The organism is Candidatus Gorgyraea atricola (genome assembly GCA_030765235.1).
Classification (GTDB): Bacteria; Omnitrophota; Gorgyraeia; order Gorgyraeales; family Gorgyraeaceae; genus Gorgyraea; species Gorgyraea atricola.
Map to the genome: position 1 here is coordinate 54,351 of JAVCCW010000028.1, position 14,872 is coordinate 69,222.

Annotated in this window: 12 protein-coding genes; 11 read left to right on the forward strand and 1 reads right to left on the reverse strand. The window is 43.5% G+C overall.

What is annotated here, in order from left to right:
- Positions 1-3: 3 nt before the first annotated feature.
- From P9L93_05380 to smc, 3 genes are all read left to right on the forward strand, one after another.
- On the forward strand, positions 4-855 hold the full coding sequence (locus P9L93_05380) for an electron transfer flavoprotein subunit beta/FixA family protein (protein ID MDP8230516.1): 852 nt from the start codon (positions 4-6) through the stop codon (positions 853-855).
- A 1-nt stretch (position 856) separates the two neighbouring features.
- Positions 857-2,065, forward strand: a complete 1,209-nt coding sequence (locus P9L93_05385; GenBank protein ID MDP8230517.1) for an electron transfer flavoprotein subunit alpha — start codon at positions 857-859, stop codon at positions 2,063-2,065.
- Between the two features lie 102 nt (positions 2,066-2,167).
- Complete coding sequence (gene smc / locus P9L93_05390) at positions 2,168-5,749, forward strand: chromosome segregation protein SMC (GenBank protein ID MDP8230518.1); 3,582 nt, start codon at positions 2,168-2,170, stop codon at positions 5,747-5,749.
- Positions 5,750-5,924: 175 nt separating this feature from the next.
- On the opposite strand, the gene P9L93_05395 is transcribed toward smc, so the two are convergent.
- Positions 5,925-7,046 carry a diguanylate cyclase gene (locus tag P9L93_05395; protein MDP8230519.1) on the reverse strand — a complete coding sequence of 374 codons (1,122 nt, stop codon included), beginning with the start codon at positions 7,044-7,046 and terminating at the stop codon, positions 5,925-5,927.
- Positions 7,047-7,160: 114 nt separating this feature from the next.
- Here P9L93_05395 and P9L93_05400 point away from each other — a divergent pair, with 114 nt between their 5' ends.
- Genes P9L93_05400 through P9L93_05435 form a run of 8 tightly spaced genes read left to right on the forward strand, consistent with a single transcriptional unit; the run spans position 7,161 to position 14,871 of the window.
- Positions 7,161-8,288, forward strand: a complete 1,128-nt coding sequence (locus P9L93_05400; protein MDP8230520.1) for an SGNH/GDSL hydrolase family protein — start codon at positions 7,161-7,163, stop codon at positions 8,286-8,288.
- On the forward strand, positions 8,285-8,692 hold the full coding sequence (locus tag P9L93_05405; GenBank protein MDP8230521.1) for a hypothetical protein: 408 nt from the start codon (positions 8,285-8,287) through the stop codon (positions 8,690-8,692). The genes P9L93_05400 and P9L93_05405 overlap by 4 nt, the downstream gene beginning before the upstream one ends.
- A gap of 20 nt (positions 8,693-8,712) precedes the next feature.
- Positions 8,713-9,840 carry a DegT/DnrJ/EryC1/StrS family aminotransferase gene (locus tag P9L93_05410; protein ID MDP8230522.1) on the forward strand — a complete coding sequence of 376 codons (1,128 nt, stop codon included), beginning with the start codon at positions 8,713-8,715 and terminating at the stop codon, positions 9,838-9,840.
- Positions 9,840-10,586 (forward strand): polyprenol monophosphomannose synthase, encoded by a 747-nt coding sequence (locus tag P9L93_05415; GenBank protein MDP8230523.1) that lies wholly within the window; start codon positions 9,840-9,842, stop codon positions 10,584-10,586. Before P9L93_05410 ends, P9L93_05415 begins: the two co-directional genes overlap by 1 nt.
- The gene (locus P9L93_05420; GenBank protein MDP8230524.1) at positions 10,568-11,989 is read left to right on the forward strand and encodes a radical SAM protein; all 1,422 of its coding nucleotides are present in this window, start codon (positions 10,568-10,570) and stop codon (positions 11,987-11,989) included. The genes P9L93_05415 and P9L93_05420 overlap by 19 nt, the downstream gene beginning before the upstream one ends.
- A gap of 49 nt (positions 11,990-12,038) precedes the next feature.
- Positions 12,039-13,118: a glycosyltransferase family 9 protein gene (locus tag P9L93_05425; GenBank protein MDP8230525.1), complete on the forward strand. Its 1,080-nt coding sequence runs from the start codon at positions 12,039-12,041 to the stop codon at positions 13,116-13,118.
- Entirely contained in the window at positions 13,115-14,221 is a 1,107-nt protein-coding gene (locus P9L93_05430) for a DegT/DnrJ/EryC1/StrS family aminotransferase (GenBank protein ID MDP8230526.1), read from the forward strand. Before P9L93_05425 ends, P9L93_05430 begins: the two co-directional genes overlap by 4 nt.
- Entirely contained in the window at positions 14,218-14,871 is a 654-nt protein-coding gene (locus P9L93_05435; GenBank protein ID MDP8230527.1) for a hypothetical protein, read from the forward strand. The genes P9L93_05430 and P9L93_05435 overlap by 4 nt, the downstream gene beginning before the upstream one ends.
- Position 14,872: the final 1 nt, after the last annotated feature.

Genomic DNA, 14,872 nt, shown 5'->3' on the forward strand with positions numbered 1-14,872 from the left:
GATATGAATATTATCGTCTGCATAAAACAGGTCCCGGATACAACAGATATTAGAATAGATCCTGAGACGAATACGCTTATCAGGAGCGGAGTGGCAAGTATTATAAATCCATTCGATATGTACGCGATTGAAGAAGGGATCCGTCTTAAGGAGAAGTTTGGCGGTAAAGTCACGATTCTGACAATGGGACCGCCGCAGGCAGAAGATGCGTTGCGCGAGGCGATCTCGCTTGGCGCAGATGAGGCGATCCTTGTTTCAGATCGCGCATTTGCGGGGAGCGACACTTGGGCAACGAGTTACACCCTATCAAAGGCGATCCATAAGATAGGCGACTGCGATCTTATAATCTGCGGAAAGCAGGCAATCGACGGTGATACTGCTCAGGTCGGGCCTGGCATTTCAGCGCACCTCGATATACCACAGGTCGCGTATGTTAAAAAGATAGAAGAGGTAAATTTAGGGACAAGGGACCCCATACGAGAATCAAAGATTTCGTACGGGGCAGGCAAGGGACAAGGGACAAGTAGTGGCTATATGCGTACCGAGAGGATGACAGAGGAAGGCTATGAGATCATTGAATCGCCTCTGCCGTGCCTGATTACTGTTGTAAAAGAGATAAATGAGCCAAGGCTCCCTTCTTTAAAGGGGAAGATGAAGGCCAAAAAGATTGAAATAAAAAAGTGGGGCGCAAAAGATCTCGATGTGGATCCTGATCTGATCGGACTCAATGGCTCACCAACAAAGGTGGTAAGGATATTCACGCCGCCCCCCAGAGAAAAAGGTCAGATGCTAGAAGGAGACGCAAAAGAGGTAAGCGAGAAATTAGTCGAGTTGTTAAAGAAGGATATTTTATAAAATGTCTATCAGGGTTATCAATGAAAAATGTACGGGTTGTAAGCTTTGCATAAAGGCGTGTCCTTTTGCAGCAATTGAAGTGAAGGATAAAAAGGCTGTAATAGATCTGGACAAATGCAATCTGTGCGGTGCGTGCATAGAATCATGCAAGTTTGACGCGATCGTACTTACCAAGATAAGCCCATCAGATATAGATTTTCCAAAAAAGATAGAACAGCATAAAAACGTGTGGGTGTTTTGTGAACAGAAGAATAGCGTTATCCAGAGCGTGGCATACGAGCTTTTAGGAAAAGGCCGGGAGCTTGCTGACGCGCTTGGCGTAGAGCTTTGCGGGGTTTTGCTGGGCGAGGCCATGAAAGAACAGGCGCAGGACATTATTCACAGGGGAGCTAATAAGGTGTATCTTGTAGATTCGCCAAAACTCAAACATTACCAGAGTGAGCCCTACTCAAAGACGCTTATCAAATTAATAAAGGAATACAAGCCAGAGATAGTGCTTTGCGGTGCGACCTCCATAGGCCGTTCATTGATATCGCGCGTGGCAATAGGGATCCATGCAGGACTTACTGCAGATTGTACAGGACTGGATATAGATAAAAAAGAAAAATTGCTTTTACAGACAAGGCCTGCGTTTGGCGGTAATATTATGGCCACGATCATCTGCCCGAATCACAGGCCTCAGATGGCGACTGTGCGGCATAAGGTGATGAAGGAGGCTGAGCCTGATAATCGACATAAAGGAAAGATCATAGAAAATAGTTATGACGATGATACCTATTTTTCACGTACAAAACTGCTAGATGTGGTGGAGGAAATAGAAGAGACCGTAAACCTCACAGAGGCAGACATCATTGTCTCAGGTGGCAGGGGCCTGCAGAAGCCAGAGAATTTCAGTATCATAGAGGATCTGGCCAAGGTCCTGGGCGGCGCAGTTGGTGCTTCCCGCGCGTCAGTAGACGCAGGATGGAAAAGTTACTCGCATCAGGTGGGACAGACAGGAAAGACTGTGTGTCCAAAGATCTATATTGCATGTGGCATCTCAGGCCAGATACAGCATCTTGTAGGCATGCAATCGTCAGATGTAATAGTGGCGATAAACAAAGATCCACACGCGCCTATTTTCAGCGTAGCTACTTACAGCATAGTAGGCGATTTATTTGAGGTCGTGCCAGAGCTGACAAAGAAGTTTAAAGAAGTTTTAAAGAAATAATATCTACGTTTGTGTAAAGTGTCAGGTGTCAAGTGTCAGGGGCGTTCCTTGACACTTGACACTTTGAACCTGACACCAGCAAAGGAATATAAGGAAGCAAGTATGTATTTCAAACGATTAGAATTATTTGGTTTTAAATCATTTGCCGAAAGGACAAAGCTGGACTTTGAGCCGGGCATAACCGCTATCGTGGGGCCAAATGGCTGCGGCAAATCAAATATTGCCGATTCTATAAAGTGGGTGCTTGGTGAGCAGTCTGCGAAGATGCTGCGCGGCGGCAAAATGGAAGATGTGATCTTCAATGGCACTGACGGCAGAGAGCCAGTCAATTACGCTGAGGTCTCGCTCACCCTCTCCAATCAGGACCGTATACTCCCTATCGAATATGACGAAGTCACTGTTGCGCGCCGGCTCTACCGCTCAGGCGAAAGCGAATATCTGATCAACAAAACCACCGTAAGACTTAAAGACGTGAGTGAGCTTTTCATGGGCACTGGCATTGGCACAAGCGCCTACTCGCTTATTGAACAGGGGAAAATAGATCAGGTCTTAAGTTCGAGACCAGAAGACAGGCGCGAGGTCTTTGAGGAGGCAAGCGGCATCACAAAATATAAATCAAAGAGAAAAGAAGCTATGCGGCGGCTCGACGGCACAGAACAGAATCTCGTTAGGATCAATGATATTATCATAGAGGTCAAGCGCCAGATAAATTCTATAGAGAGACAGGCCAGAAAGGCAGAGCGTTATAAGGAAAGATACGAAGAACTAAAGGCCCTGGAATTGAAACTGACAAGGATAGAGTTGGAGTTATTAAACCAAAAAATAAAAGAATCCAGCACGAATCTGGAAGGCCTTAAGACAAGAGAATCAGAGCTAAATTCAGGATTGCAAAAAATGATAGGCGAGCTTTCAGAATTGAATACCCAGCGTTCTGAGATCGAGTCAAAGAGGATGGATTTTAAGTCCACCATCATAGAGACTGATTCTGAAGTGTCTAAGTCAAAAGATAAACTTTCCATGAACAGGGAAAGGATAGAGGAACTAAAGAAAAGGCGCATCGATCTCGAGAGCGAGATAGAAAAAAGCGCGGATAGTATAAAATCCCAGCGAAAAGAAGTAGAGGGCTTAAGAGAAAAGGTCTCGACGCTACAGACTGAGGACATGGAACGTTCCTCCGCTCTTTCAGTCAAGGAAAAGAGGCTCGACGAGACCTCAAAGACTATTTCTGAAAACGAGACGACCATTTCCACATCCAAGGCAAACCTGATAGACCTTGCCTCAAAGGAGTCTAAATTAAGAAATCAATCCGCAAAGATCTCTACGACCCTCGCATCAGATGACGCGAGACTCAAGAGACTCACAGTAGAAAAAGATACTATTTTGGAAGAAAAAAATAGTCTGGATGTAAAGCTGAGCGATGTGTTGAAAGAGGTCGAGCAGGTAGAAACAGAAGTCCTATCCTTGAAGGACGAAAAAGAAAGTGTTTCTCAAAAAGTATCCGCTTTGACTAGCCGCATAGAAAGCCTGACAAGTCAATCAACGCAGATCCATCAGACTCTTGCCACTAATAAATCCAGGTTCGATGTCCTGAATGAGGCAAAGGCAAAGTATGAGGGTTTTTCTTCAGGCGTAAAGGCCATAATGGGCAAAGGCGTTTTTAAGAAAAAGCCAATAGAAGGCGTGCAAGACGCCCTTGCGAACCTCTTTAGTGTAAATAAAGGATACGAGATCGCCATAGAGTCAGCACTCGGAGAAAACCTGGAGTCTATTCTCGTCGATGATCTTGAATCTGCGGAAAAGGCAATAGAGTTTCTGAAAGAGAATTCACTCGGCAAGGCATTATTCGCGCACCCAGATTCTTTCCGGGCGATGCAAAGTGAGACCTCGCTTAGCGACAGCCGTATACTAGGCAGGGCAATAGACTTCGCGCGCATAAATAATAAGTGCAGAAACATCTTAGAGTATCTTTTGAAAGATACCTTTATTGTAAAAGACTTGAAAGATGCGGCCAGCATTCTAAAAGAGAACCCGGATCTAAAAGAATCCACATTTGTTACGCTGCTTGGCGAAAAGATCGGCAGGGGATTTGTCTCTGGTGGAGATATCAGAGATGCGGGCCTTACGCTTATAAATAGAGAAGAGAACATAAAGGAGCTTTTTGAGATAATAGCTGCGTCAGAGGCCAGATTTAAAATAATAGAAGAGGAAAAATTAACCGGCGAACAGGAAAAAGAAGAGTTAGAAAAAAGATCAGAAGTCGTCACCTCGAGCCTTAATGAAAAAGAGATCATGCTTGCCAATGCCAGGACCAGGCGCAGCAATATAGAGGAGAACATGAAAGGGGTGGCGGATGAGATCTCACTTGTCTCTCTTGAAGTAGACGAGGTGACTTCCGAGGCAGAGAGATTAAAAGAAGAAGAGCTTAGTGTTGTAAAGGCCCTGAAGCAGTCAGAAAACGATACGCATCTAAACCAGGAAAGGATCAAGAGAAGCGAGATCCTCATAAGTGATTATGCAAAGGAAAAAGAACAGCTTATCATAGAGGTGGCAGAGCAGAGGACTGAATTAGGTTCTCTCGAGAGCAAAAAAGAAGGCCTTTCAAATACATTGAATCTCCTGGATAGCTCCTTAAAGGATGTAGAGAATAGCCGCCAGGCCCGTAAGGCAGAGATAGAGGATTCTATTAAAAAGGTAAAGGAATTAAGTGATGGACTCATGACCCTTGAAAAAAATATAGAGTCTTTATCTGAGAAAAGTGGCGAAAAAGGCGTGGAGCTGGAGGGCGTAGAGAGTGTTTATTCAGCGGTAATGCAAAAAATAAAAGAGCAAGAAGTCATCTTTAAGCAATCAGAAAAAGAGATAAACAGTCTTCGTTCGAATGTACATGAGATAGACCTTAAAAGGGCTGAGACAAATTATGGACTCGAGAATCTGACCCAGCGAATAAAGGATGTGTATAAGCTGGACCTGAATGAGGTCGAGATAGTCGAGAACTGGCAGGATATAGAAAGGGATGCGCTTCGTTCTGAGGTCGAGGAAAAGCGTGAAAAGCTGGATTCTATGGGCACAGTGAATCTGGTGGCCATCGAAGAACACACAGAACTCCAGGATAGATTCGCGTTTTTAACACACCAGCGGGATGATTTACTAAAGGCAAAGGACACGCTCTTAAAGGCCATAGCCAAGATAAACAAGATCACAAAAGAGCTTTTTATGGAGACATTTAAGAGTATACAGGTCGAGTTCAGGAATTTCTTTAAGATGCTGTTCGGCGGCGGCGACGGCGAGCTGATACTTCTGGATGAAAATAATGTGCTTGAGTCTGGCATCGAGATAGTGGCAAGACCTCCAGGAAAAAGGCTTCAGAATGTGTCGCTGCTTTCAGGGGGAGAAAAGGCCCTCACCGCGATCTCACTCATCTTTGCCATATTCAAGGTAAAGCCCAGCCCGTTCTGCGTGCTGGATGAGATAGACGCGCCCCTTGACGAGTCAAACGTTGACAGGTTTTCAAGAAGCCTTGATATGTTTACAAACACCTCACAGTTCATCGTAATAACCCACAACAAAAAGACCATTGATAAGGCCGACGTGATGTATGGCATCACCATGCAGCAGTCAGGCGTCTCTAAAGTTGTCTCAGTGAAATTTTCTGACTCTAGGAAACAAGAGGCAGCGACTAAATAATAAATCCCAAATCCAAATACTACCAAATCCCAAATAAATCCAATCCTTTGACTACGCTCAGGATTGGCCCTGAGCAAAGTCGAAGGGCCAAAATCCCAAATCCAAAACCATGTTTGGGATTTGGAAATTGGGATTTATTTGGTAGTATTGGTATTTATTGGGATTTGGGATTTTACTACGTACACACCTTGTTCTTCCCCGTGCGTTTTGCTTTGTAGAGTGCCTTGTCAGCCAGGGAAATAAGTTGCTCTTTTTCTTTTGCATCCTCAGGGAAGGATGCAGCGCCTATGCTGATGGTTATGCCTTTCAGGTCCTTGCTTTCCTTGACAGTTTTCCTCAGGCGTTCAGCCAGGACAAGCGCTTCTTGTTTATTTGTTCCAGGAAGGAGCATTACAAATTCTTCGCCTCCATAGCGGGCAACGATATCTATCCTTTTCGATGTCTTCTTGAATATATCAGAGATAGTTCTTAGTATTGCGTCGCCAGCCTGGTGCCCATGTGTATCATTAAATTTTTTAAAATCATCTATGTCGATCATAAGAATGGTGAATGACTGTTTTCTAGACGAGGAATACTTGATCTCCTCTCCCAGCAGATATTGAAAGTAACCGTGGTTCCACAGCCTTGTCAAAGAATCAGAATTAGAGAGAACCAGCGCCCTTTCGTAGAGCCTGGAGTTTTGTATTGCCAGGCCTGCCTGGTTGGCAAATGTCGTAAGCATGCGCACGTCGTTGCTGGTTATAGGTTTTTTATTAAAGAAATTATCTGTAACTATGACGCCTATTACCTTATCCCTGGCCTTTAGGGGCACTGTTACGAATTCTTCCAGATTTAGGACCTTGGCATATTCTGATTTTACTTTTTTCTTTATCTCAAAGGTCTTACCTTTAATAACTGTTAATGCTATGACGCCTGATTTTTCAGTTATAGGGATCTTTAGGGCCTTCACGGTTTTATTCAATTTGGACTTTTTCAGGTGTTCGAACTGGCTGCGCGTCTCTATGAGCTCGTCGAATCCTAATTGATGCTTTTCTATATGCGTCCACACCGCGCTCGCATCCTCCTGGCTGTCAGGTCCTATACCCATTTTTCCCTCGAGCTGCGCCTCTTTTTCATTCACCAGAAATAACATGGCCCTGTTAAAACTCAGGCCTACATGAGAAGTCACAGCTGTGAGGATTATATAGAGCATCTCTTCGAGATTGAGCGTTGTGTGCATGGCATTGCCTATCTCGTAAAGCCTCTCCAACTCTGCCTGCGCTTTCATGTACTTTTCCTTAAAGTCCTTTTTCATCATAGTAAAGTAGTATAGCAGATAAGCCTTACGCTTTCAATAGGGAATGAAAAATTGGTCTTTACAAGGCCTGGGATATCTGGTTAAATATAGGCATATTTATAGAGAGGAGAGGCTATGTTTTCGCTTAGAAAAGTTATAAAAAGACACAAAGGCTGGGTTATATTTTTTGGCATTGCCCTGACATTGGTGGCTATAAATAAGGGGATAAAGTATTATGATAGATATAAGTACAATATCCGCGCCACAAATGACGTCCCCTTGTATGCGCTTCGCCGCGCGTCGATCAGCCCTGAGCAGATGACCGAATATAGCGCTTGCGGCGAACTCGAGCTATATCCGTATATAATGTTTAAGGGCCCTTCCAATGTAAAAAATAAAACAGTAAGCACAAACTCTTTTGGGTTCAGGGGCGGAGAGATCGGCCCAAAGCTCCCAGACACATACAGGATAATCCTTGTTGGCGCCTCAACTGTTTTTGGAGGTCATGTTACCTCTGATGAAAAGACATTTGCCGCCCAGCTTGAAAGACAATTAAATTTAAAATCCGCAGAATTGGACACCTCATTCGAGGTTATCAATGCCTCTTTCCCAGCCTTTAATTCAATGCAGGAACTTATATTAATACAATGGAGGCTTTTAGAGCACTCTCCGAATATGATAATTATCTGCGATGGTTTTAATGACGCCATGACTTATCTGACGCGCGACAACAGGCCTGGATTTCCTTATCTATTCAAAAAGATAGAAAAGATCACCTCCACCAGTGCCTTGGTCAAGAATAGGCTGCGGCATATCCGTATATTCAGAAAGATAATGGAGATGATGGAGAAACGTGAGACTCAGAGGCAGACGACCTTTGATCCAGAGGTCGTGGAGTTTTACAGAAATAATTTAGACGTCATGTGCCATTTGCTGAACAGTTATAATATTAAGCCATTTGTTGTGTTTCAGCCAGTCTTAGATTATAAAGATCCATTGTCTAAGTTGGAGAGAGATTATTTAGAAGACGAGACCTCGATGAACCGTAAAATATTCGTGGAGCTTTGCAATGGCTTAGAGGTTGCTGCCAGCGAGGTAGCCAGGCAGAATAACGCGATCTATCTTGATTCGCGCAATGTCTTTGACGGCGTAAACGATACACTGTTTACAGATGATTGCCATTTTAATGACAGGGGTCATAAAATAGTAGCTGATAATTTGTATAAGCGTATATATGATTATCTCCTTGGGGCAGGGTTATGAGAGAACGCATAGAATATAACGGAGAACTTCTGGCAATAATAATCAAAGAGGATTATATGCCGGCCAAAACAGAGTTTATTACGCCGGATACATTCAAACAGCAAGTGGGTTTTGTTGTCTATGATAAAGATAATGAGATACAGCCTCACATTCATCGCGAGATGCCGCGTAGTCTCAAGGGTACATCAGAGGTCTTGATTCTCAAAAAGGGGCATGTTCGCGTTGATTTTTATTCTCAGAAAAAGCAATATACAGAGAGTCGTGAGCTTATGCCAGGAGATGTGCTTATCTTGGTTTCAGGCGGTCATGGCTTTCACTTCCACGAATACAGTGTTTTTTTAGAGGTAAAACAAGGCCCTTATATCGGACCCCAGGAAAAAGAAAGATTCTCGAGGCCAGCATGATCCCTGTAAACGAGCCCTTAATGTCTGGTAACGAACTCAAGTATGTTTCGGATTGCATAAAGACAAACTGGATCTCATCTGCAGGCAGCTACCTTGAGCGTTTTGAAACAGCATGGGCAAAATACTGCGGTCAGAAATACGGAGTCGCAGTCTGTAACGGCACTGTGGCTCTGGAGCTCGCAGTCGAAGTCTGTAATTTCCCAAAAGGGAGTGAGATAATCCTTCCCAGCTTTACCATTATTTCGTGTGCTCAGGCCATAACAAAGAATGACTGTGTACCTGTTTTAGTAGACTGCGACCCAGAGGCTTACTGCATGGATGTCAGCCAGATAGAAAAAAAGATTACCAAGCGCACTGTAGCGATTATGCCAGTGCATATCTATGGCCATCCCTGTGACATGGATCCCATAATGGACATTGCTAAAAAGCATGATCTTGTTGTCATAGAAGATGCAGCTGAGGTCCACGGCGCAGAATACCAGAGTGTCAAAGATAATACCTGGCATAAATGTGGCAGCTTTGGCCATCTTTCATGTTTTTCCTTTTACGCCAATAAACTAGTCACTACTGGCGAAGGCGGCATGGTCATTACATCCGACGATAAACTCGCAGAGAGGCTACAGAGACACAGAAACCTCTGCTTTTTAAAATCACCGCGATTCCTGCACCATCATATAGGAAATAATTTTAGGATGACAAATATACAGGCAGCGCTTGGCCTTGCGCAGCTCGAGAATATAGATAAGACGATTAAAAGAAAAAGAGAAATGGCGAAAAAATACTCTGATCTCTTAAATGACCTACCTCTAAAGCTCCCAACAGAACATAAATGGGCCAGGGGAGTAGTATGGATGTATGGAGTCGTGTTGCAGGAAGAAAAAGGCCAGGGAAATTTGAGCGTACAAGACTATATGAAGTGGCCTAATTATAAGATCATGAAAAAATTAGCTAAGCTCGAGATTCAAACGCGGCCATTTTTCATAGGAATGCACGAACAACCGATCTTTCAGAGCTTAGAATATTTTAAAAATGAGTCTTATCCTGTAACAGAGGGAATTGCAAGGACAGGATTTTATCTCCCGAGTGGCCAGGTAATAAAAGACGCGCAGATAAAAGAAGTGGCTCGCGCCCTGAAAGGGTTATTTTAATGAAAAATCGCTTATCAGTAATATTGCCCACTTACAATGAGGCAGAAAACATAAAACCCCTGATAGATGCCATAAGAGATGCGCTGGAAGAGGTTTATGAGGTAATAGTCGTTGATGATAATTCTCCTGATGGTACGAGTGAAATCGTTGAGAAGATGATCAGGGGAGGGGGATACCAGTTTTTAAAATTAGAGAAGAGGACTAGCGACAGGGGTTTGACTAAGAGTATAGCCAGAGGCATAGAACTTGCCACAGGTGATGTGGTAGGCTGGATGGACTGCGATTTTTCAATGCCCCCGAAATACCTGCCAGTACTTTTGTCACTTATTAATGCGGATTACGATATTGCAGTAGGTTCTCGCTTTCTTCTGGGCGGCAGATGGAAGGGAGAAAAGAAAAATCCGGAAGATACTTTTCTTGGAGTCATATTGAGCCGCATTATGAATTTATTTATACAGGTCTGTCTTGATCATAGATTCAGGGATTATACCAGCGGTTTTGTCGTGGCGCGCAGAGAAATTTTTGAAAAGATCGAGCTGAGGGGGGACTACGGTGAGTATTTTATAGATTTTATCTATCGTGCCCTGAAGTCAAATTATCATGTGGTCGAGGTCCCGTATGTATGGCGCCCCAGAAAAGCAGGTTGCTCTAAAACAGGGATCAATCTAGCTGATTATTGCAGGCGCGGCTGGAAATATATTATTACTACGTTGAGGTTGCTGTTCTCATGCCGAAAGTCTTATTAATAAATCCGCCTTTTGAGCAGGAAGAAGAGTCTGTTGGGCGGTCCAGGAGTATCAAGAAGGTACTTAATATAGTGCCGCCTCTTGGTATTGCGTACATTGCCGCGATCCTGGAAGAGATGGACATAGAGACAAAGATAATAGACTGTGCCATAGGTATTTCATTCGATGATCTTTACAAGAGAATACTTGAGGAATCCCCAGACGTAATCGGTATCACTTCTACTACACCCGCCTTTGTAAAGGCCAAAAAGTTAGCTTCTTTTATTCGCGAACAATTCCCTTTAACAAAGATCCTGATAGGCGGCGCCCAGCTAACAGCACTTCCCTGCGAAACCATGGAGACCGGGCTTTTTGATATAGGGGTGATCGGCGAGGGGGAATTAACAGCCAAAGAGTTGTTTAAAAATTATAGAAACAAAAGATTCGAGGCCCTTGATCAGATACGAGGCATTATCTATAAAGACCAAACAGGTATACATCAGAATCCAGATCAGGATTTTATCAATGATCTTGATTTGATCCCTATGCCTGCAAGACATCTATTGCCTCATCCTAAATTTTACCGGCCGACACCTGCATCGTGTCGTCGTGTGCCATACGTCGTTATCATGACGAGCCGCGGCTGCCCATCGCAGTGCACCTTTTGTGACAGAAAGATCTTTGGTATGCGATGCAGGATGCGAAGCGGACCTAATATTTTCCAGGAGATAGAAGAGGTTATTGCGAAGTATGACGTGAAAGAAATCAGATTTTTTGACGATACATTTACTTTGAATAAAAAAAGGGTTTATGAGATCTGTGATGAGTTTGAAAAGAGAAGGCTTAAGCTGTCGTGGACGTGTCTGACAAAAGTAGCTTGTGTGGATGGGCCGCTTCTAAAGCGTATGAAAAAGGCCGGGTGCTGGCAGGTGTTGTATGGTTTTGAATCAGGCGATGACCGCATGCTCAAGCTTCTTAAAAAAGGAAATACTGTTGAGATGAATAAGAAGGCAGCACGCCTTACAAAAGAGGCAGGACTGGAGGTGCGCGGAGATTTTATTGTAGGTACGCCTGGCGAAACATGGGAGAGCCTTGAAAGGACCGTGCGATTCGCGATCGATATGGATTTGGACTACGCGCATTTTAATAAATTCACACCTTTTCCAGGGACGGAGCTTTATAGGAAACTTACAGACGAAGGCCATGTGTTTGATTTTTCAAAGAGTACAATACTGGACCACAAACAGGTTCATTACAATAATCCTGACATGGACACAACTGAATTCTCAAGGTTTTTAGACAGGGCCAGTAAGCGTTTTTATCTCAGGCCCAGATATATCTTGAAAAGACTATTTTCAATAAGGACCCTGCACCAGTTAAAAGGGCAGATAGATGGATTTTTTGCGATATTTGAGTTGCAATAAAATATAGAGGCCGAGTCACCACTTTTGTGGTATAATAAATAACCTTAATATGACAAAAAGGATACTGATAATAAATCCATTCGGAATAGGGGATGTTTTGTTTTCAACCCCTTTGATCGCTACTATTAAAGAAAAATACTCTGGGTGCTATATAGGGTATATATGTAATATAAGGACAGAGGAGATACTGGCTGCAAATCCCGGGATAGACGAAGTTTTTATATTTGAGAGAGATGAATATAGAGAGCTCTGGAAGAAGTCAAAACTGGAATGTCTTAAGAAGCTTTGCGATTTCTGGAAAGAGATAAAAAAAAGAAGATTCGATCTATTGTTTGACCTTTCCCTGGGCAGGGAATATGCGTTTTTATGCTGGTTGATAGGCATAAGAGAGCGCAGGGGTTTTAATTATAAAGGCCGCGGGAGATTTTTGACGCATAAGATTCAGTTTGATGGGTTTAGTGGCAGGCCTGTCGCGGAATATTACTTGGATGCTATTAGGGACAAGGGACAAGGGACAAGGGACAAGGGGTTGATTTTAGCAACAACAGATAAGGATAAAGAATATATTGATGCCTTTTTGAAAAAGGCAGGGATTAAAGAACAGGATACGCTGGTCGGCATTGCGCCTGGAGGAGGCGCTTCTTATGGCAAAGAAAAATCCCATTACAAAAGATGGGGCTGTGAGAAGTTTGCTGTGCTTGCTGACAGGATAGCATCGTGCGGGGCTAAGCCTATCTTACTGGGAGGACCTAAAGAAAAAGACTTGATCAGGGATGTTAAACTAAAAATGCAAGGCAAGCCCCTCATGGGGCCAGACGCAAAAATAAGAGAGATGGCTTGTTTGATCAAAAGATGTAACGTACTTGTGTGTAACGACGGGGGACTCTTACATATAGCCGTGAGTCAGGATACGCCTACAGTTTCCATTTTCGGACCCACTGATGAAAAGGTCTATGGCCCGTATCCGGCATCTAAAAAACATATTGTTGTAACAAACAATGCGGATTGCAGGCCTTGCTACAGGCGTTTCAGGCTGCCAGAATGTACTGACAGGAAGTGCATGGAAGACCTTTCTGTAGACTCTGTTTTTAACGCGCTTTCAAAATTTATCCAAGAGGTAGGGACATGAAAGTCGATATATTGAGCCTGAAAAAACAGCATGAAGGCATAAAGGATGAGATAAAAAAATCCATGGAAAGAGTCATAAGTTCAGGAGGATTCATTCTTGGAGAAGATGTGAAGCTTTTTGAACAGGAATTCGCGGATTATTGTGGCGTAGCGCATGGCGTAGGCGTAAATTCCGGCACAGACGCGCTGTTTCTCGCCTCTCTTGCCTGTGGAATAGGAAAGGGCGACGAGGTAATCACGATACCTTATACTTACATTGCTACGATTCTTGCCATATCTATGACAGGCGCAAGGCCAGTGTTTGTCGATATAGACGAAAAGACCTATAACATCGATGTTTCAAAAATAGAAAAGGCAATTACCAAAAAGACAAAGGCTATTCTGCCAGTGCATCTTTACGGCCATCCTGTGGATATGGACCCTTTGATGGGGATAGCGGAAAAGCACGGTCTTAAAGTCATTGAGGACTGTGCCCAGGCTCACGGCGCGCTTTATAAAAATAAGAAAATAGGCAGTTTCGGAGATGCGGCGTGTTTTTCATTTTACCCTACCAAAAACCTCGGTGCATTTGGCGACGCTGGCATGGTCATAACAGATTCTAAGGAGACAAGAGAAAAGCTCCTGCTCCTGCGTGATTGTGGAAGAAAGGGTAGGTATGAACATATCTTAAAAGGTTTTAATTCAAGGCTCGATACCCTGCAGGCAGCGATACTCAGAGTTAAATTAAGGCATCTGGACAAATACAACGAGAACAGAAGGAAAAACGCGAGTCTCTATACAAAGTTATTCAAAGAAAACAAACTAGATATAGGATGTCCTTTTGAGGCTGATTACGCAAAACACGTATACCACCTCTATCCTGCAGGGGTAAAGGATAGAGAAAGCGTGAAGGATAGGCTCGTGGAAAAAGGCGTGCGCACGCTTATACATTACTCGATACCAATACACCTGCAAGAGGCCTATAAAGACCTTGGCTATAAAAAGGGTGACTTTCCGATTTCAGAAAAGTACTGCGAAAAGATCCTGAGCCTTCCTATGTATCCTGAATTATCAGAAGGGGAGATCAGGTTTGTTGTAGAGTCGCTCAAGGAGATCTTGTTATGAGAAAGATAAGAGAAAAGATAAAAAAGAACTATAGCCAGATGAAGCGCAGATTGACCTGGATATTGTATAGGAAAAAGAGAATCCTTGCCATGGATTGCAGAGAATTGATAGAGAAGAAGAGGAAAGACGGCCCGATAAAATTACATCTTTGCTGCGGAGGCAATAAGTACCAGGGCTATATCAATGTGGACATTGTCCCGCTGGAAGGCACAGACGCCCTGATGAATATCCCCCAGGACCTGTTTTTAGTGTCGCCAAACTCAGCTTCAGAGATACTGATAGAAAGTGGTTTTGAGCATTTTTACAGATACCAGCAGGATGATTTTTTAAAGGAGTGTTACAGGATCCTTGTGGATAAAGGCAGGCTTGCGATGAAAAACATACCTGATTTTGACTTGATTGCGGACGCGTACCTGGGCAAAAAGCAGGGAAACATCAGTCCTATATTTGATCTCTACGAGGTCTATAGGCTTACGCATGGGGCGCCAGAGCCCAGAAACTCACCGCATCAATTACATAAAGACATCTTTACTAAAGGATCTGTCAGGGAATTGTTAGAGCGAAATAAATTTAAGATACAAGAGATGCGTGACACTATATTCCGCGGAGAAAACACTGCTGCGAGCTTCGATGTAGTCGCAGTTAAATAAC

What these genes read in the sequence shown, in the direction of transcription:
- P9L93_05380 (MDP8230516.1), top strand. Translation starts at nt 4, where the DNA reads ATGAATATTATCGTCTGCATAAAACAGGTCCCGGATACAACAGATATT.
- P9L93_05385 (MDP8230517.1), top strand. Translation starts at nt 857, where the DNA reads ATGTCTATCAGGGTTATCAATGAAAAATGTACGGGTTGTAAGCTTTGC.
- P9L93_05405 (MDP8230521.1), top strand. Translation starts at nt 8,285, where the DNA reads ATGAGAGAACGCATAGAATATAACGGAGAACTTCTGGCAATAATAATC.
- P9L93_05425 (MDP8230525.1), top strand. Translation starts at nt 12,039, where the DNA reads ATGACAAAAAGGATACTGATAATAAATCCATTCGGAATAGGGGATGTT.
- P9L93_05430 (MDP8230526.1), top strand. Translation starts at nt 13,115, where the DNA reads ATGAAAGTCGATATATTGAGCCTGAAAAAACAGCATGAAGGCATAAAG.
- P9L93_05415 (MDP8230523.1), top strand. Translation starts at nt 9,840, where the DNA reads ATGAAAAATCGCTTATCAGTAATATTGCCCACTTACAATGAGGCAGAA.
- smc (MDP8230518.1), top strand. Translation starts at nt 2,168, where the DNA reads ATGTATTTCAAACGATTAGAATTATTTGGTTTTAAATCATTTGCCGAA.
- P9L93_05435 (MDP8230527.1), top strand. Translation starts at nt 14,218, where the DNA reads ATGAGAAAGATAAGAGAAAAGATAAAAAAGAACTATAGCCAGATGAAG.
- P9L93_05420 (MDP8230524.1), top strand. Translation starts at nt 10,568, where the DNA reads ATGCCGAAAGTCTTATTAATAAATCCGCCTTTTGAGCAGGAAGAAGAG.
- P9L93_05400 (MDP8230520.1), top strand. Translation starts at nt 7,161, where the DNA reads ATGTTTTCGCTTAGAAAAGTTATAAAAAGACACAAAGGCTGGGTTATA.
- P9L93_05395 (MDP8230519.1), bottom strand. Translation starts at nt 7,046, where the DNA reads ATGATGAAAAAGGACTTTAAGGAAAAGTACATGAAAGCGCAGGCAGAG.
- P9L93_05410 (MDP8230522.1), top strand. Translation starts at nt 8,713, where the DNA reads ATGTCTGGTAACGAACTCAAGTATGTTTCGGATTGCATAAAGACAAAC.